At 36.7% G+C, this 18,292-nt stretch carries 22 protein-coding genes; 3 read left to right on the top strand and 19 right to left on the bottom strand.

Translation table 11 applies throughout. The features are described 5' to 3' along the window. The first annotated feature begins 57 nt into the window (after positions 1-57). The 3 genes from VCM44_RS02110 to meaB are packed head-to-tail and all read left to right on the top strand — an operon-like array spanning position 58 to position 3,782. Complete coding sequence (locus VCM44_RS02110; protein ID WP_334677877.1) at positions 58-696, top strand: HAD family hydrolase; 639 nt, start codon at positions 58-60, stop codon at positions 694-696. After that, on the top strand, positions 697-2,823 hold the full coding sequence (gene scpA, locus VCM44_RS02105; protein WP_114705842.1) for a methylmalonyl-CoA mutase: 2,127 nt from the start codon (positions 697-699) through the stop codon (positions 2,821-2,823). Next, the gene (gene meaB, locus VCM44_RS02100) at positions 2,823-3,782 is read left to right on the top strand and encodes a methylmalonyl Co-A mutase-associated GTPase MeaB (protein WP_334677876.1); all 960 of its coding nucleotides are present in this window, start codon (positions 2,823-2,825) and stop codon (positions 3,780-3,782) included. The genes scpA and meaB overlap by 1 nt, the downstream gene beginning before the upstream one ends. Positions 3,783-3,808: 26 nt before the next feature. On the opposite strand, the gene VCM44_RS02095 is transcribed toward meaB, so the two are convergent. From VCM44_RS02095 to rpsE, 19 genes are all read right to left on the bottom strand, one after another. Further along, complete coding sequence (locus tag VCM44_RS02095; protein ID WP_158536776.1) at positions 3,809-4,432, bottom strand: L-threonylcarbamoyladenylate synthase; 624 nt, start codon at positions 4,430-4,432, stop codon at positions 3,809-3,811. Between the two features lie 2 nt (positions 4,433-4,434). Continuing rightward, positions 4,435-5,376, bottom strand: coding sequence for a protease modulator HflC (gene hflC, locus VCM44_RS02090; RefSeq protein ID WP_114705845.1), 942 nt, complete (start codon positions 5,374-5,376; stop codon positions 4,435-4,437). Continuing rightward, positions 5,376-6,365 carry an FtsH protease activity modulator HflK gene (hflK, locus tag VCM44_RS02085; protein ID WP_114705846.1) on the bottom strand — a complete coding sequence of 330 codons (990 nt, stop codon included), beginning with the start codon at positions 6,363-6,365 and terminating at the stop codon, positions 5,376-5,378. Before hflK ends, hflC begins: the two co-directional genes overlap by 1 nt. A 9-nt stretch (positions 6,366-6,374) precedes the next feature. Continuing rightward, positions 6,375-6,881: an acetyl-CoA carboxylase biotin carboxyl carrier protein subunit gene (locus tag VCM44_RS02080; protein ID WP_199506606.1), complete on the bottom strand. Its 507-nt coding sequence runs from the start codon at positions 6,879-6,881 to the stop codon at positions 6,375-6,377. Between the two features lies 1 nt (position 6,882). Continuing rightward, the gene (locus tag VCM44_RS02075; RefSeq protein WP_114705847.1) at positions 6,883-8,334 is read right to left on the bottom strand and encodes an acetyl-CoA carboxylase biotin carboxylase subunit; all 1,452 of its coding nucleotides are present in this window, start codon (positions 8,332-8,334) and stop codon (positions 6,883-6,885) included. After that, positions 8,331-9,905 carry an acyl-CoA carboxylase subunit beta gene (locus tag VCM44_RS02070; protein WP_114705848.1) on the bottom strand — a complete coding sequence of 525 codons (1,575 nt, stop codon included), beginning with the start codon at positions 9,903-9,905 and terminating at the stop codon, positions 8,331-8,333. The genes VCM44_RS02075 and VCM44_RS02070 overlap by 4 nt, the downstream gene beginning before the upstream one ends. A gap of 192 nt (positions 9,906-10,097) precedes the next feature. Beyond that, complete coding sequence (locus tag VCM44_RS02065; RefSeq protein ID WP_120405575.1) at positions 10,098-11,669, bottom strand: sigma-54 interaction domain-containing protein; 1,572 nt, start codon at positions 11,667-11,669, stop codon at positions 10,098-10,100. A 137-nt stretch (positions 11,670-11,806) separates the two neighbouring features. Then, on the bottom strand, positions 11,807-12,364 hold the full coding sequence (locus tag VCM44_RS02060; RefSeq protein WP_120405576.1) for a TlpA family protein disulfide reductase: 558 nt from the start codon (positions 12,362-12,364) through the stop codon (positions 11,807-11,809). A gap of 78 nt (positions 12,365-12,442) precedes the next feature. Beyond that, positions 12,443-12,799, bottom strand: a complete 357-nt coding sequence (gene rplQ, locus VCM44_RS02055; protein WP_114705851.1) for a 50S ribosomal protein L17 — start codon at positions 12,797-12,799, stop codon at positions 12,443-12,445. 26 nt (positions 12,800-12,825) lie between these two features. Beyond that, entirely contained in the window at positions 12,826-13,839 is a 1,014-nt protein-coding gene (locus tag VCM44_RS02050) for a DNA-directed RNA polymerase subunit alpha (RefSeq protein ID WP_114705852.1), read from the bottom strand. Between the two features lie 31 nt (positions 13,840-13,870). Next, on the bottom strand, positions 13,871-14,260 hold the full coding sequence (gene rpsK / locus VCM44_RS02045; RefSeq protein WP_233500234.1) for a 30S ribosomal protein S11: 390 nt from the start codon (positions 14,258-14,260) through the stop codon (positions 13,871-13,873). Between the two features lie 13 nt (positions 14,261-14,273). Beyond that, entirely contained in the window at positions 14,274-14,657 is a 384-nt protein-coding gene (gene rpsM / locus VCM44_RS02040; protein ID WP_114705854.1) for a 30S ribosomal protein S13, read from the bottom strand. 21 nt (positions 14,658-14,678) lie between these two features. Then, entirely contained in the window at positions 14,679-14,792 is a 114-nt protein-coding gene (gene rpmJ, locus VCM44_RS02035) for a 50S ribosomal protein L36 (RefSeq protein WP_021276174.1), read from the bottom strand. 24 nt (positions 14,793-14,816) lie between these two features. After that, complete coding sequence (gene infA, locus VCM44_RS02030) at positions 14,817-15,041, bottom strand: translation initiation factor IF-1 (protein ID WP_021266177.1); 225 nt, start codon at positions 15,039-15,041, stop codon at positions 14,817-14,819. A gap of 73 nt (positions 15,042-15,114) precedes the next feature. Continuing rightward, on the bottom strand, positions 15,115-15,750 hold the full coding sequence (locus tag VCM44_RS02025; RefSeq protein ID WP_114705855.1) for an adenylate kinase: 636 nt from the start codon (positions 15,748-15,750) through the stop codon (positions 15,115-15,117). A 5-nt stretch (positions 15,751-15,755) separates the two neighbouring features. Next, on the bottom strand, positions 15,756-17,069 hold the full coding sequence (gene secY / locus VCM44_RS02020; RefSeq protein ID WP_114705856.1) for a preprotein translocase subunit SecY: 1,314 nt from the start codon (positions 17,067-17,069) through the stop codon (positions 15,756-15,758). Positions 17,070-17,082: 13 nt separating this feature from the next. Further along, positions 17,083-17,538 carry a 50S ribosomal protein L15 gene (gene rplO, locus VCM44_RS02015; protein WP_114705857.1) on the bottom strand — a complete coding sequence of 152 codons (456 nt, stop codon included), beginning with the start codon at positions 17,536-17,538 and terminating at the stop codon, positions 17,083-17,085. 9 nt (positions 17,539-17,547) lie between these two features. Continuing rightward, positions 17,548-17,730, bottom strand: a complete 183-nt coding sequence (gene rpmD / locus VCM44_RS02010) for a 50S ribosomal protein L30 (RefSeq protein WP_114705858.1) — start codon at positions 17,728-17,730, stop codon at positions 17,548-17,550. Positions 17,731-17,741: 11 nt separating this feature from the next. Next, positions 17,742-18,230 carry a 30S ribosomal protein S5 gene (rpsE, locus tag VCM44_RS02005; protein WP_233500243.1) on the bottom strand — a complete coding sequence of 163 codons (489 nt, stop codon included), beginning with the start codon at positions 18,228-18,230 and terminating at the stop codon, positions 17,742-17,744. Positions 18,231-18,292: the final 62 nt, after the last annotated feature.

Raw genomic sequence — 18,292 nt, 5'->3', positions numbered from 1 at the left:
AACTTAACGCTGCACAACAACCCAACAATATCTTCCTTTTGTGGTATAAATTCAACTATGAATAGAGAACTTTGTGATTTCCTACACTTAGAAGATAGTGATATCGACTTATTAGATACTTACACCAAAGAAAAGAAATATATCTTCTTTGATATGGACGGAACTATCTTAAATAGTGAGCCTCTTCACTACCAAGTTGTACAAAAATTATGTGGTAACAACGAAATTCCTTCCATGGAAGAAACCTTTGGCATGTCAGATGAAGAGGTTTATCCACTTATACAAAATGCCCTGGGCCTTGCTAGCCTTGAGGAATTCTTAGATTTAAAGAACTCAGCATTAATAGGGCTTATTGGCCAGTCTGATCCAAATAATATAAGACATAGAAACATTAGAAAGCTTCTAGAAAGCCTTACTTCAAAAGGTCTAAAACTTGCACTTGTAACTGCAAGCCAATATGAAGTAACTCATCCTTTACTAGAGCATTGTGAATTAAAGAAGTATTTTGAAATAATAATAACAGAACGTGAAGTTGAAAAAGGGAAACCAAACCCTGAGCCATATTTACTGGCACAAAATCATTTCAACGCTAAAAGTGAAGAGTGCCTGATTTTTGAAGATTCACCAACAGGTATACGAGCAGCACAAAGCTCAGGAATTGATTACATTGTTGTTAAATGGTTTGAAGGAGAATAAATGAGCAATAGTATTGATGCTTGGAAAGAACTAGCTGACAAAGAAACAAAAGGTAAAGGCCCTAAAGTTACTCAAACACCTGAAGGTATTGAGATGAAGGCCCTATATACAAAAGAAGATCTTGCAGATAATGAATTAACAAATACAATGCCAGGTATGGCCCCATTTATTCGTGGGCCAAGAGCAACAATGTATACAGGACGTCCTTGGACGATTCGTCAGTATGCAGGTTTTTCAACAGCTAAAGAATCAAATGACTTTTACAAGAAAGCATTAGCAGCAGGAGGGCAAGGTGTTTCTGTTGCTTTCGATCTTGCAACTCACAGAGGTTATGACTCGGATCACCCAAGAGTTAAAGGAGATGTTGGTAAAGCAGGTGTTGCGATTGACACTGTTGAGGATATGAAAGTTTTATTTGATGGGATTCCATTAGATAAAGTATCTGTTTCAATGACAATGAATGGTGCCGTACTTCCAGTACTAGCAGGTTATATTGTTGCGGCCAAAGAGCAAGGTGTTTCTCTTGATAAGCTTTCAGGAACAATTCAAAACGATATTCTAAAAGAGTTCATGGTAAGAAATACTTATATCTTCCCTCCTGCTCCTTCGATGAAAATCATTGCAGATATCTTTGAATATACTTCTCAAAATATGCCAAAGTTTAATTCCATTTCGATTTCTGGTTACCATATTCAAGAAGCTGGTGCTGATGCAGCACTTGAACTTGCATATACTCTAGCAGACGGAAAAGAATATATTAATACGGCCATAAAAGCAGGGATGGAAATTGATTCATTTGCACCACGACTTTCATTCTTCTTTGGTATTGGGATGAACTTCTATATGGAAATTGCGAAGCTTCGTGCAGCAAGACTTCTATGGTCGGAGATTGTTTCAGAGTACAACCCCAAAAATATTAAATCGAAAATGTTACGTACACACTGCCAAACATCTGGCTGGTCACTAACAGAACAAGATCCATATAATAACGTTATCAGAACAACGATTGAAGCAATGGCCGCAGTCTTTGGAGGAACACAATCACTTCACACAAATTCATTTGATGAAGCAATTGCACTGCCAACAGAATTTTCTGCACGAATCGCCAGAAACACTCAAATCATTCTTCAAGAGGAAACAGGAATTACAAATACTGTTGATCCTTGGGGTGGTTCATACATGATGGAAAGCCTAACACAAGAAATCGCAGACAAGGCCCGTTCACTGATCAAAGAAATCGATGATGCAGGAGGAATGGCCAAGGCGATCGAAACTGGTCTTCCAAAATTAAAGATTGAAGAAGCAGCAGCTCTCAAACAAGCAAAGATCGATCGCGGAGAAGATGTTATCGTTGGTGTTAATAAGTATAAGCCAACAACTGAAGATGAGTTTGAAGTCTTAGAAATTGATAATGTACAAGTTCTCAATGAGCAAATTAAGAGGCTTGAAGAAATCCGCGAAGCAAGAGATGAGGCAAAAGTTAGTGAGTGCATGGCCAAACTTGAATATTATGCAAAAACAGGTAATGGAAACGGACTTGAACTAGCTGTCGAAGCAATGGAAGCCCGTTGTAGTGTCGGAGAAATTACTTACGCTCTTGAAAAAGAGTGGGGACGTTATAACGCTAATACTAAAACAGTATCAGGTGTCTATGGACAATCATTTGAAAGTGATGAGGAATGGATGAATTTAAAAAACGAAATCGACCAATTTGAAAAAGATTATGGGCGCCGTCCAAGAATTCTAATTGCAAAGATGGGACAAGATGGACACGACAGAGGAGCAAAAGTTGTCGCTACAGCTTATGCCGATGTTGGCTTTGATGTTGATCTTTCTCCTCTTTTCTCAACACCTGAAGAAGTTGCAAAACAAGCAGTTGAGAACGATGTCCACGTAATTGGAGCATCATCACTAGCAGCAGGTCATAAAACATTAATCCCAGACCTTATTGAAGAACTTAAAAAGCTTGATGCAGAAGATATACTTGTTGTTGCGGGTGGAGTAATTCCAAGAAAGGACTACGACTTTTTATATGAAGCAGGAGTCAAAGGAATCTATGGACCTGGTACAACAATTTCTGATGCCGCAAAAGACTTAATTACAAAAATTAAAGAGGCTCAAAAGTAATGCAGATTGATCTTGAGAAATTGAAAACAGGAAATATTCGATCTCTTTCAAAATTTATAACTTTAATAGAAAGTAAAAAACCTGAGCATCAAAAAAATGCACAGAAGCTTCTAAATGAAATCCTTCCTTTAACTGGTAAGGCAATTCGTATTGGAATATCTGGTACTCCAGGTGTTGGGAAATCGACTTTCATTGAAGCTCTTGGCCTACACTTAATATCAAAGGGGCTTAAGGTTGCTGTACTCGCAATTGACCCAAGCTCCCCTTTAAGCGGAGGAAGTTTACTTGGTGACAAAACAAGAATGGAAAAGCTTGCTCAGGAAAAGAATGCATTCATTAGACCGACACCCTCTTCAGGAAACCTCGGTGGTGTTGCTCTAAAAACAAGAGAAGTAATGCTAGCATGTGAAGCTGCGGGCTATGATGTGATTCTCATTGAAACTGTTGGTGTTGGACAATCAGAATACGATGTAGCAAATATTGTCGATCTTTTCTCAGTACTACTTCTTCCAGGAGGAGGAGACGAACTCCAAGGAATAAAGAAAGGAATAATTGAGTTATGTGACAATATTATTATCAACAAAGCAGATGGAGATAATAAGCAGAAAGCGCACGATACAATGGTTCAATACAAATCAGCACTTGGTGTCATTAAAACAGATCAAAAAATTGGTGCCAACGTTCTCATGTCTTCAGCCTTAAATAATGAAGGAATTAAAGAGTATTGGAGCTTAATTGATAAGACATATAAAGAGAATAAGGAAAAGATTACTCAAAAGAGAAAAAGACAAAATCAAGCCTGGTTAAACAAACTTTTCCACGAACTAATTGAAAATAAAGTAAAAGAAAATCCAAAACTTCAAGAAGAATGGAATCAGCTTAACAACAACATACTCAACGAAGTCGAAACTCCTTTGAGTGCAGCAGAAAAACTAATTAACACTCTATTTGAAAGATAATAAAGCCTTCATTAAGAAGGCTTTATTTATAGTAGTCCAGCACCCTGCCTTATTATATCAGGGCCACCTTCTGTAAAATTAACAATAGTTGATTGTCCGGCGAAGCTTAATTCACCTGGATCAACAATCATTGAAACGACTCCACCCAACTCTTCTTCGATCATATACGAATAAACTTCATCATATGATGTTACTGAGCTAGAAAACTTTTTAAGATCAACATTTGTCGATAAAACAGGCTCCCCGTGAACCTCAAGTAAACGTGTAACTAAAGTAGAGGGAACAAATCGTATACCAACCTCATGATCTGTTTTATTTGCAGCAACAGCTTTCGTAATCTTCTTACTGGCACCAAAAATAAAAGTAAAATGTCCTGGTATAAGTCGTTTAATAAAACGAAAGATATTATCTTCAATTATTGCAACTTCAGAGGCCATTGAGATGGAATCACAAAGTAATGAAAATGCTTTAAGCTTAGGAGCATTTTTATACTTATAAATCTTCTCCACACCCTTCTTGTTAAAAGGTGATGCAATAACAACCCAATTTGTATCAGTTGGTATACAGACAAGCTCTCCATTATTTAGAGCATCTGATACTTTCTTTAAAACACGGTCATCTGGATTTGATGCGATTACATATTCAATCAAAATTACCTCAAAAACTTTAGGAACTCGTTATCATTAGAAATAATTAATTTAGTATTTCCATCGATTGATTTCTTATAAGCCTCTAGCGTTCTAATAAACTCAAAAAAGTCAGGATCTTGCTTAAAAGCTCTTGCGTAAACAGCACTTGCCTTAGCTTCTGCACGACCTTTAATCAGCTGAGCTTTTCGATAACCTTCTGACTGTATAGTTTGAAGATCTCGTACTAAACGACCTTCAATCTTTGCTTTTTCACCAGATCCAATAGATCTAATTTTTGAAGCAATTCTTTGACGTTCAGAAATCATTCTTTCGTAAACCTTTTTCTCAACAGATTCCTCGTAAGAAATTCGTCTAAGCTGTACATCAATTAATGAGATACCAAATTGTTCTAATTCACCTTCGGCTTTTTCAACAATTAATTGAGATAACTTTTCTCTACCAACTGCTACATTTTCAATGTCACCAGTTATTTCTTCTTCAATTTCGTTAACATTTTGTTTAGCTGATTCTAACTTCTCAATGATTGCATTTGAGTTTCTAACCGCTTCAACAAGTTGATGAGATGAAATCACATTACGTGTAGCCGAATCCAAAATCGTATCAAGTCTCTGCTTTGCCCCTTCAGTATTTCGTACTGTTTGGATAAACTTAAGAGCATTCATAATTCTAAATCGAGCTGTTGTATCTACTTTAATGAATTTCTTATCTTTTGTAGGTATTTGATTTGGAAACCCATCCCAACTCAAAATTCTTTTATCTACAAATCGTACATCTTGAATGAAAGGCTTTTTAAAATGAAGTCCAGCTTCAGTAATAGGTTCTCCAACAGGCTTCCCAAATTCTGTAATTATGGCCTGACGACCTTCATTAATAACAAAAATAGACTGCTTCCCTAAAACTAAACCAATAAATACAATTACAACTAAAGGAATTAACTTATTCATTACTTCCCTCCTTTATCAAATACAGGAAGTAGCCCTTTAACCTTAGGATCGATGATTGTTAGGTTTTTATAATTCTTATATAAACCTTCCATCGCTTCAATATAAAGACGCTTCTTAGTAATACGAGGCGCACGCTTATATTCTTTTAATACTTCCTTAAATTTTGCAACATCACCTTCTGCACGGTTAACTAATGCAGCAGCATAACCTTCTGCTTCAGAAACGATTTTCTCGGCCTTTCCTCGAGCTTCAGGAATAACTTTATTATAAGCACCTTCTGCTTGATTAATTGCTTTCTCTTGCTCTTGCTTAGCTTCGTTTACTTCATTGAATGATGCCTTTACAACCTGTGGAGGATTAACATCTTGAAGTTTAACAGAGATAATCGTTACTCCCATGTCATACTTATCAATTACTTCTTGCATAAGTACTTTGGCATCTGCTTCAATTTCGACCTTTCCTACAGTAAGAACATCAGTAACTGAGCGATCACCAACAACACGTCTCATAATTGACTCAGAGATATCTCGAATATTTCTAACTGGCTCACTTGTTTGAAAAATAAATTTGAATGGATCACGGACTTGGTATTGAACCGCCCATTCTACTGAAGCAACATTTAAGTCCCCAGTTAGCATTAGTGATTCACTATCAAGATTACGACTCGAATAAGAAGTTCTTCTTGATCTTGTACTCTTTGTTCTAAAACCAAACTCTTCTTGAAGAACAGTTTTAACCTTAACTTTGATTACATTATCGATACCAAATGGGATCTTAAAATGTAGACCAGGTGGATTTGTATCGACGTACTTACCTAAACGAATTACTACGGCCTCCTCATCCGGCTCAACTGTGTAAAACGATGTGTATCCGAAAACAAATAAAACAACAAAAATAAAAAAAGGCCCAAGTAACTTGAGCCCTTTATCTAAATCTTGTTTCATTTTTTCGAAGTCATTTCTTGGTGCTTGTCCATTATTAAAAGACATTTACTCTCCTTATGCTTCTACTTCTAACATGAGAACGTTTTCTTCTAAGGCGTCCCCTTCCTTAACGTGGATGGCCTTAACTGTACCATCAATCCCCGTTTTAATTTCATTTTCCATTTTCATGGCCTCAAGAATTAAAAGTGTATCACCCTTTTTAACTTCTTGACCAACTTCCACATTGATTTTTACAATCTTACCTGGCATTTTTGTTAAGAACTCACCTGCGTCGGCTCCACCAAGTCCAGAAGGCTTATACCCTCTAAATAGTGAATAAACACGGTCAACATTTACAACTCGAGATGGAAGATCTTGACGTGGAATCTTCTTCCAAGTTCTTTGATCTCTAGAGATGAAATACTGACCACAGATTTTCTTTAGCCACATTGTTTCATGTAAACTTCTCTCACCATCTTTCAGAGTTGAGAAGTCAAATTCAACAAGGTTGTACTCATGAACTTTAGTTCTTGTTAAATCAACAATTACTTCTTCATTATCATTAATTAAATATGTTCTCATATTAAATACCCATCCTACGTGCTTCAGAGCCTGCAATGATCGTATATAGCTTTATATGATCAAGGTCTGTTTTCACGTTGTTCTGAGGTGCAACTTCACCAATGTAAGCTGTTGAATAATGTCCATCAACAAAGTTCTTCTCTGTCATAATTTCTTTTAACAGTGGAAGATTTGTTTTAAGACCTTCAATGAATAGTCCATCTAGAGCTGCATTCATTTTTCTTACAGCAACGTCACGAACGATTCCTTTACAAACAAGCTTTCCTACCATTGGATCGAAATCTGGAGTAACTTCTAATCCTTTGTATAGGCAGTGATCAAAACGTGTTCCTTGTGGGAAATTTGTTTCAAAACCTGTTACAAGACCTGGAGCTGGAAGCATTGTAATTGGATCCTCCGCACAGATACGACATTCAATCGCGTGTCCTGATCTTCTGATGAATTCTTGTGAAGGGATTCCCAACTCATCACCAAATGCAGCTTGAATCATACAAACAATAAGATCCATTCCAGTAATTTCTTCAGTGATTGGGTGCTCAACTTGGATACGTGTATTCATCTCAAGGAAGTAAAATTGCTTATCTTCACCCATGATGAACTCAACTGTACCTGCCGAATCATATTCAACGGCCTTTGCAAGCTTAACAGCTGTTTCGCAAACACGTTGACGAAGCTCCTCATCACTTCCAATAAATGGCGATGGTGCTTCTTCAATAATCTTTTGGTGTCTTCTTTGAACTGAACATTCTCTTTCAAAGAAATGGAATGTATTACCTTTCTTATCTGCAAGAATTTGAACTTCGATGTGGCGAGGATTAACAATAAGCTTCTCTACAAGTAGATCTCCATTGTTAAAAGCCGCTGCGGCCTCTCTACCAACAGCATCAAATTGCTCACGTACTTCAGCTTCATTATTACATGCACGCATACCACGTCCACCACCACCAGCAACTGCTTTAAGTAGAACAGGATATCCAATTTTATCTGCTATTTGGACTGCTTCATCAACAGTAGGTACAGCATGATCTGTACCTGGAACAGTAGGAACACCTGCTTCATTTGCTAGCTTCTTAGACGTCGCCTTATCACCCATTACTCTAATGGCCTCAACATGTGGACCGATAAAAGTGATCCCCGCTTCAGAAAGTGCATTTGCAAAATCTCTATTCTCTGAAAGGAAACCATATCCTGGGTGAACACCATCTGCTTTAATCTCTTTAGCTAAAGCAACTAGTTTTTCAACATTTAGGTATGTCTCTGCATTTGTATTACCTTCAAGGTAAACCCATTCATCACAAAACTGAAGATGTGTCCCTTGAGGCTCATTATCTGTAAAAATACCAATTGCTGTGTGACCGAGCTCACGACAAGCCTTAGCTACACGAGAAGCGATCTCTCCACGGTTTGCAATTAATACTCTTCTTTCCATATTCTTTGGCTGTCTGATCATCATAATTGAATATTCCCGTGTTTACGTTTTGGTCTATCAACTTTTTTGTCTTTAAGTACTTTTAGATATTCATAAAGACGCTTTCTTGTTTCTTCTGGAAGAATAACAGAGTCAATATAACCTCTTTCAGCTGCTACATATGGATTAGCAAAGTTATTTTCATAATTTGCAACTAGCTCTGCTTTTTTCTTTTCATATTCTTCACCTTCAAGACCTTTTAATTCATTCCTAAAGACGATATTTACTGCACCTTCTGCACCCATAACGGCAATTTCACCAGTTGGGTAAGCAAGGTTAACATCTGCTCTAATGTGCTTTGATGCCATAACATCATACGCTCCACCATAAGACTTTCTTGTAATTAGAGTAATTAATGGAACAGTCGCTTCTGCATATGCATAAAGAAGTTTAGAACCGTGCTTAATAATCCCACCATACTCTTGAACTGTTCCTGGTAAGAAACCTGGAACATCGACAAGTGAAACGATTGGAATATCAAATGAGTCACAGAATCTAATAAAACGAGCTGCTTTACATGATGAATCTATATCAAGAACACCAGCTAAAACTTCTGGTTGGTTAGCAACAATACCAATTTTAATTCCACCAATTGATGCGAAACCAACAACGATATTTCTTGCGTAGTCTTTATGTACTTCTAAGAAGTGTCCATCATCAACAATATCAAGAATAACTTCTTTCATGTCATACGGCTTCTTAGGATTACCAGGAACAACTTCCTTAAGTTTTGTATTATCTCTATAAACTGGATCTGAAGTATACTTGTCTTCTTGTGCTCTGAAGTTTGAAGCCGGTAAGTAACTCATTAGCTCTCTTACTCTTTCAAAAGTCTCATCTTCGTCCTTACACTTGAACTGACATACACCAGACTTCTCAGAGTGAGCAGTAGCTCCACCAAGGTCTTCTTTTGTTACTTCTTCGTGAGTTACAGTCTTGATAACATCTGGACCTGTAACGAACATATATGATGACTGATCTACCATGAAGATAAAGTCAGTTACTGCAGGTGAATAAACTGCACCACCAGCTGAAGGCCCCATAATTAATGATATTTGAGGAATAACACCTGAAGCTTTTACGTTTCTATAGAAGATTTCGGCATATCCACCAAGAGCATCAACACCCTCTTGAATACGTGCTCCACCTGAGTCCTGAATACCGATTACAGGAATTCTATTATCAAGTGCGAAGTCCATTATCTTACAGATCTTCTTTGCGTGAGCTTCACCAAGTGCACCACCCCAACAAGTAAAATCTTGAGAATAAACAGCGATCTTTTGACCATTAATTTCTGCAATACCTGTTACGACACCATCACCAAGAAACTTCTTCTTTTCCATTCCAAAGTTTACACATCGATGTGTAACAAATTTATCAAACTCGATAAATGTACCTGGATCAACTAATCTTTCGATTCTCTCTCTTGCTGTGTACTTACCTTGGTCATGTTGCTTAGCAATTCTAGCTTCACCACCACCTTGCTCGGCTTCAGCTCTCTTGTTAAGGAGAAAGGCCCTTTTTTCTTCTAATATATTTTCACTGGTTGTCGACATAAACCCTCCACCAACTTCTTTCAAAATTTCATGTTTAAATTATCAGTGCATATTACACCTTTAAAATGCAATTTGCCCAATCACGATGCGTTATTTTATGGGGGTTAAGTCTATGAAATTATAGGAATATAAATAAAAAGGCCCTCGTTGAGGGCCCAAAAGTGTCTATATTTTATTATTGTAAGTTTTTAACTATTCATTACCTGCTTTCGCACGTTTATCTAGTCCATACTTATCAACTTTCATGATTAAACTAGCACGAGACATACCAAGCTCTTTAGCAAGCTTTGATTTATTAAAGTTACATCTCTTAAGCCCTTCACGAATCATAATAATCTCAAGTTCCATAAGTGCGTCTTTAAGTTTTCCAGATGTGTTAACACCTCTAGTTTGCTCAACTGGAGCCGCTCCGTGATCTAGAACCTGTGGACTAAGGATATCAGGTGTAATTGATTTATCATCACCAGCAAGAACAACAAGCCTTTCAACCTCGTTTTCTAACTGACGAACATTTCCTGGCCATGGATAATCAAGCATCTTTTCCATACACTTCTTAGAAAAAGTCTTCATTGGCATACCTGACTCATCACACTTCTTCTTTAGAAAGTGCTCCATTAAAACAGGAATATCTTCTCTTCTCTCTCTTAGTGGAGGAAGGTTTACATTTAAAACGTTAATACGATAGTAAAGGTCTTCTCTGAACTCACCTTTTGCCATCATTGTTTTAAGGTCTTTATTTGTTGCTGCAATAATTCTCACATCAGTTCTTCTCGACTTATCAGCACCTACTGGTAAGTAAGTACCTTCCTGAAGAACACGTAGAAGCTTAACTTGCATCGATAGTGATGTATCCCCAATTTCATCGAGGAACAATGTCCCACCATTTGCTAACTCAAATAAACCAGACTTTTCTTTATGAGCACCAGTAAAAGAACCCTTCACGTGACCAAATAATTCAGAATCTAGTAGGTTCTCGTTAAATGCAGAACAGTTAACAGCTAGAAATTGAGCATCTTTACGAGGTGATGCAAAGTGAATTGCTTTAGCAACAAGTTCCTTACCAGTACCGTTTTCACCCTGTACAAGTACAGAAGATTCACTAGTAGAAATTCTTTCAAGTAGAGAGTAAATCTTTTGCATAGCTTTCGATTTACCAATCATATTATGATAACGGAACTTTTCTCCGAGTTCAGAATTCAGCATATGAATTCTTTCTTCTCTTTTAGAAATTTCGACATGGAATGTAGCTACTTCACCGGCAACTAGTTCAACTAGTTCTTTTAAATATTCAATTTCTCTTGGAAATAATCGTCTTGTTTCATTTACACATTCCTGTGCTGCTTCTGGGCTCGCTCCATGCTCAATAAGTGCGGCCACTAGCTCTTTTTCATCTTCATCACTGAAAGTACTTTTCAAGAAAGGAAAAGCAAAAACAGTTCCCTGATATTCACCTTCAATTTCAATTCTTGTCCCCATCATTTTCACACCCGGAAAATATGAATCAAAGATCATAACTGTTTCACCAGACTGACTTAATTCATCACTAAACCTTTCTACATCGGCCGTAATAAAGTCATAACCATGCGGAAGAGACATCTGTGTTTGAAAGAAAAGATTCTTAAAATCATAATCCTTATCTTTATGTCCACTTCTTATTTTAAAATGGTTGTCTGCATAGAATACCTCTACACCAAACCACTTATTAATTATTTCTTCGAGCTTAGAAATAACATGTAGTCCATTTAGTTCAGTCCAATTGATCATTGTTAATCTCCGATGTTTATTTTTTTGGCACAAAAACGATATACCAAAGCTTAGTCTGTAAAACTTTTCGGCAGATTTTAATAAAACTTAACTACAAATGATGAAAAAATAGACAAATTCAAAGAAATATTATTAGTTTAATTTATCCCTAAGTAGTTGAGAACACGTGTGAAATATGAACTCATCTTCCAATCTTGAGGTCCCTTAAACATAATACGGTGATCGAGGTTAGAATCGAAAACAAAAGTTTCCGGAACTTTAACAACCCCTAATTTACTCATAGATATCCCAGAAACATCATGAATAACCATAGAATTACTTGGTAGGTCTTTGAATCTTTTTAGGAACTTTTTAATTTTCATGTCCTCATCTTTAACGGCCATGAAAACGACTTTTACATTCTTTTCTTCGAGCTTACGTGCAAACTCAACGAATTCAGGAAATTCAGCTTCACAAGGTGCGCACCATGTTCCCCAAAAATGGACAACAAGACCATTAGAGCTTTGCGCTAAATCTTGTAACTGAACAGGACTATTATCTTCAAAATTAGTTAACTCAACACTAGGGAGTGTTTTTAATATATAGGTGCGACTTTCATCAACATAAGTATCAATTTTATTCTTATGATAAATAGAATAACCAAGCGTTATGGCCACAATTATAAAGATGAATGATATTTTTGAAGAAGTACTCATAGCAAATACAATGTGAAATAAAAAAACCCATCATACCTAAATATGATGGGCCTATTTTAGTTTGAATTAATTAAAATATTAATCAACGAAAGCAATATAAGCCATCTTAGAGTTATCACCAACTCTGTTATCAGAAAGCTTCATGATTCTTGTATAACCACCATTTCTTTCTTTAAACTTTGGCCCAAGCTCTGTGAAAAGCTTGTTTACTGCATCTTTATCGTTAAGTTTTTTGAATGCAAGTCTTCTATTAGCTACTGTGTCGTTTTTAGAAAGAGTTACTAACTTTTCTACAACTGGCTTAACAGCTTTAGCTCTAGTAAGAGTTGTCTTAATCATACCGTGGTCAATAATTTCTGACGCAAGGTTTTTAATCATAGAAACTCTGTGTGATGGACTTACACCTAATTTATATTTATGTCTTTGATGTCTCATATCTCTACCTCAACTTATAACAACTTTTAGTTTTCTTCTTTCAGGTCTTGCATAATGCTATCAACTTTCATACCTAGACCAAGTCCCATTTGAGATAAAACTTCTTTAATCTCATTTAGTGACTTACGACCAAAGTTCTTAGTTCTTAGCATTTCACCTTCAGTTTTAGAAACTAGCTCATAGATATACTTAATATCTGCGTTCTGCAAGCAGTTTGCAGATCTTACAGACAGTTCAAGCTCAGAAACAGGCTTTAATAGAGCTGCATTAGCTGTATTTTGTTGTTTCTTTGGCTTAGCTTCCATTCTTGTAATTTCTTCTTCATCTTCGAAGCTTAGGAAAACTGCTAATTGATCTCTAAGGATCTTAGCAGAGTATGCAACAGCATCAGATGGCTCAACACCAGCGTTAGTCCATACTTCTAAAGTTAGCTTATCAAAGTCTGTTCTCTTACCAACACGTGAGTTAGTAACTGTATAGTTAACACGTGCAACTGGTGAGAAAAGAGAATCTAGATATACCCAACCGATTGGAAGATCAAATGATTCTTTATTATCTAGAGCAGTAACATATCCTTTTCCTCTAGCAACAAGTAGTTCCATCTTGATTGATCCACCTGTAGATAAGTTACAGATAGCGTGATCAGGATTAAGAACTTCTACGTTAGCTGATTCAGAAATATCACCAGCAGTAACAACACCCTCAACTGATTTCTCAAGAGTTAGAGTTACCTGCTCTTTATCTTTAATTCTAAAGTGTACCTCTTTAAGGTTTAGAATAATCTCAGAAACTTCTTCTTTTACGTTGTTGATTGTACCAAATTCATGTTCAACACCTTCAATTCTAATTGCAACAATAGCTGCACCTTGAAGTGATGAAAGAAGTACACGACGTAATGAGTTCCCAAGAGTTTGTCCATAACCTCTTTCAAGTGGCTTAGCAACGAACTTACCATAAGTCTTAGTTAGCTTATCGTTATCCATTTCCAAAGCTACTGGTCTTATCATTCCTGTCCAATTTTTTGCTGTAAATGTGTCCACAGACAACTCCTTAATAATATAAGTCTATAAATTATACTCTTCTTCTTTTTGGTGCACGACATCCGTTGTGTGGGATTGGTGACCTATCAGCAACAGAAGTAATCTTCAGACCTGCAGCGATGAATGCTCTTACAGCATTTTCTCTACCTGCACCTGGACCTTTAACTCTTACTTCAACGCTTGATAGTCCGTGCTCCATAGCTTTCTTGGCTGCTTCCATTGAAGCCATTTGAGCCGCGAATGGAGTCGACTTCTTAGATCCTCTAAAACCTAGTTGACCTGCAGACGCCCATGAAATTGCGTTACCATTCATATCTGTGAATGTTACGATTGTATTATTGAAAGAACACTGAATATGAGCGATACCTCTCGTGATGTTCTTTTTTACTTTTTTCTTTGAAGCTGTTTTCTTAACCATCATTAACTCCTAACAATTACTTCATTGACTTAATTGACTTCTTACCTGCGATTGCTACTGCTGGCCCCTTACGAGTACGAGCATTAGTAGAAGTTCTTTGACCTCTTACCGGTAGACCTTTTCTATGTCTAATACCTCTGTAACAACCTAAATCTTTAAGTCTCTTAATGTTAAGACCAACTTCTCTTCTTAAGTCACCTTCTACAGTGTACTCACTTTCAAGAACAAGTCTGATTTCATTTGCTTCTTCTTCAGTAAGTTCGTTTGAACTTTTGTTTAAATCGATGTTTGTTTTTTCTAATACTTCCTTAGCAATCTTTGGTCCTACACCATAAATAGATTGCAGGGCAATTCTCATTACCTTATTTCTAGGAATATCAACACCAAGAATTCTCGCCATAGCTACACTCCTTCCTATTAATTAGCCTTGTCTTTGCTTGTGCTTAGGGTTTTTACATACAACTCTAAGTACGTTTTTTCTTTTAATAACTTTACAATCTTTACACATCGGTTTCACTGATGCTCTAACTTTCATAACTACCTCGTATGTTCTACTACACTAGCGTTTTTTACTTCTATATGTAATTCTTCCCTTCGTTAGATCATACTTGCTGATTTCAACAAGGACCTTATCTCCAGGTAAAATTTTAATAAAGTGCATTCTCATTTTTCCACTAATGTGGGCAATTACCGAATGTCCATTCGGTAGCTTGACTTTAAATTTAGTATTAGGAAGAAGCTCAGTAACTTCCCCTTCAACCTCAATAGTTTCCTGATTACTCATATACTAAAAACCTAAAGTAATTGCTTATATATGACTCATGGCCATATTGCAAGCTCAATCACTTATTTATAAATTATTTAACAACTTTTTTTATATCTTCAAAAATAGCGTCAAGGTCTTTGGTTGCGTCTACCTTAACTAGTCTTCCCTGTGACTCATAATACTCAAGTACAGGCTCAATATTGTCTGTAAAAACCTTCATTCTTGTTCTTACAGTTTCTTCATTATCATCTTTGCGATGCACAAGATCTTCACCACTTACATCACATTTTCCATCAACTTTCGGTGGCTTAGTTTTAAGATTGTAAATCTCACCACTCTTAGGAGCGACACGGCGGTTTACAATTCTCTCTACTAAAGTATCGATATTGACTTCAAAATAAACAGCTAATGACTTAACTCCACCCAATAGAGCACTATCAAGATCTTTAGCTTGTACTAAATTACGTGGATAACCGTCAAAAATATATGTCGATTTATCAACAGCACAATTTGCTTTTAATAAATCTAATACAAGTTCGTCACTAACTAACTCACCAGAGTCCATTACTTCTTTGATTTTAGTACCTAGCTCACTTCCTTTAGCAACTTCTGCACGCAGAAGATCACCTGTAGAAACATGATTGTAACCAAGTTCGTTTACAATCTTTTTAGCTTGAGTACCTTTACCTGAACCGGGTGCTCCAATAAGTATTAACTGTGGCGACATATTGACTAGAACCTTCTGTTATTTCCGTTATATTTACCTTTAGACTTATATGATGACTCATATTTGTCAGCAAACATAAACGATTGCACATTCATCATTACTCTAACTGAAACTGAAACAAGGATCAGCATAGATGTTCCACCGAAACGTGTTTGAGCTCCTGTAATTAAAGAAGGCACAATACAAACAACAATAAGGAATAAGGCCCCAAAGAATGACATACGATTTAAAAGTGTATCTAGATATTCTTTAGTTTTATCACCAGGTCTAATTCCTGGGATGAATGCATTATTCTTTTGTAGCATTTCGGAAATTTTCTTAGTTTTGAACTGAATTGGTGCATAGAAATAAGTCATATACACAATCAAAGCTCCAAACAAGATATTAAATAGTAACTGCCCTGGGTATAAACTTTGTTGAATAGTATCAAAGTATGGCTTAAACGCACTATCAGCTGGGATAAATGTCGCAAAAGTTGCAGGTGCAGCAAGTAGAGAAGATGCTAAGATAGGAGGCATAACTCCACCAGTATCAACTCTCATCGGAAGTGTTTGATTCCCTCCGTAAACTCTGTTGTTAACAACTCTTTTTGCATATTGTACTGGAATAGCTCTAAAGGCTCTTTCAATAAATGCAACCACGAAGAATGCAACAACAATTACAGCAGCGAAAGTTAGTAGTTCTAAACCACCCATTTCACCGTTTCTAAATAATGTTATTTTCTGAATTACTTCTGTTGGTAGCTCAACTGCAATACCTGCAAAAATAATCAGAGATACACCATTTTCGAGTCCAAATTCAGTGATTCTCTCACCTAGCCATAGAAGAAACATTGTCCCTGCAGCTAGAGTAATCATTGTAACAACTCTAAATAGCATACCTGGATCAGGAATAACTCTAGCACCACCAGGTGAAACAAATGTTTCAAACACAGCGGCCATTGAGTAACCCTGTATGCAACAGAGTATTACTGTTGCATACCTAGTCCATTTTTGTATTTTCTTTTGTCCTTCTGAGTCTTCCTGCATCTCTTGGATCTGAGGAATTACCTCACCAAGAAGAGAAAAGATAATAGAAGTAGTAATATAAGGCATAATCCCCAGTGCTAATACTGAGAATCTCTTGAAGGCACCACCACTAAAAGTGTTGATTAGATCGAAAAGACCTCCGCCTCCAGATTCTGCAAAATATGAAGAAATTGCTTGCGCATCAACCCCTGGAACAGGGATTTGCGCAACCAATCTATATACTACTAATAATAAAAAAGTAAAAAAGACTTTTTTCTTAAGCTCTTCAAGTCTTCCATGAGCATTTGACATCAGACGATCCTTTTTATTTTGTTGCTATTTTTCCACCAGCTTTCTCGATTGCTTCTTGTGCACTCTTAGAAAACTTTTCAATATTAACAAAATTTAACGATTTTGAAAGCTCTCCGTTAGCAAGAATTTTCACAGGACGTCTTTTATCCGCACCCTTAAGAATACCCTTCTCAATTAAAGCTTCTTTTGTAACGTCTCCGCCATCAAATTTCGCTTCTAGAGTAGCTAGAGAAACTTCAGCATATACTGTTTTAAATGGAGCGTTAGAAAATCCTCTCTTTGGTAGACGCATGTATAATGGCATGTTCCCACCTTCGAAACCAGTTCTTACACCACCACCGGCACGAGCTTTTTGACCTTTATGACCTTTACCAGCTTGAGTACCTTGTCCTGAACCTTGTCCACGACCAATTCTCTTGATGTTCTTATGTGCACCCTTTGGGCTTTTTAAGTTATTTAAAGTTAACATATCTACCTCTTATTCCTGGATGTCTAAAAGGTGAATTACCTTTTTGATCATTCCTCTAACAGCTGATGTATTTTCTAAAGTCTTAGATGTACCTGTTTTTCTAAGTCCTAGACCTCTAACTGTAGCTTTTTGCTTTTCGTTGCACTTAATAGTACTTTTCTTCAATGTAACTGTAATTGTTTTCGCTGTCATATCAACCTCAATTAACCTTTAATTCTTAAGCCCTTAGCTTCTTTACCACGTACTCTTGCAACTTCTTCAACTGATCTTAGTTGTGCTAGAGCATCAAATGTCGCCTTAACGATATTGTGTGGGTTATTACCTCTAAGTGACTTAGTTAGAACGTCTTTAACACCTGCAAGCTCAAGAATTGAACGACATGCACCAGCAGCCTTAACCCCTGTACCTTCTGCGGCAGGCTTGAAAAGGATCTGACCAGCATCGAACTCACCCATAACTGTATGTGGGATTGTTCCACCATCAACAGGTACTGAAATCATACTTTTTTGAGCCGCTTGTGTTGCTTTTCTGATTGCTTCAGGAACTTCTTTTGCTTTCCCTAGACCAAAACCAACGCGACCTTTCTTATCACCAACGATCATTAGAGCACTAAAAGAAAATCTTCTACCACCCTTCATAACCTTTGCAACTCTGTTTACAGCAACAACTCTTTCCTCAAGCTCAACATCCATTCCGTTATTATTTTGACGTTTTTTAGATGGAGCTCTTTTAGAAGCTTTCTTCTTAGGTTCTG

The organism is Halobacteriovorax sp. DPLXC-1 (genome assembly GCF_036903125.1).
Taxonomy (GTDB): domain Bacteria; phylum Bdellovibrionota; class Bacteriovoracia; order Bacteriovoracales; family Bacteriovoracaceae; genus Halobacteriovorax_A; species Halobacteriovorax_A vibrionivorans.
This window is presented reverse-complemented; position numbering and strand designations above follow the sequence as displayed.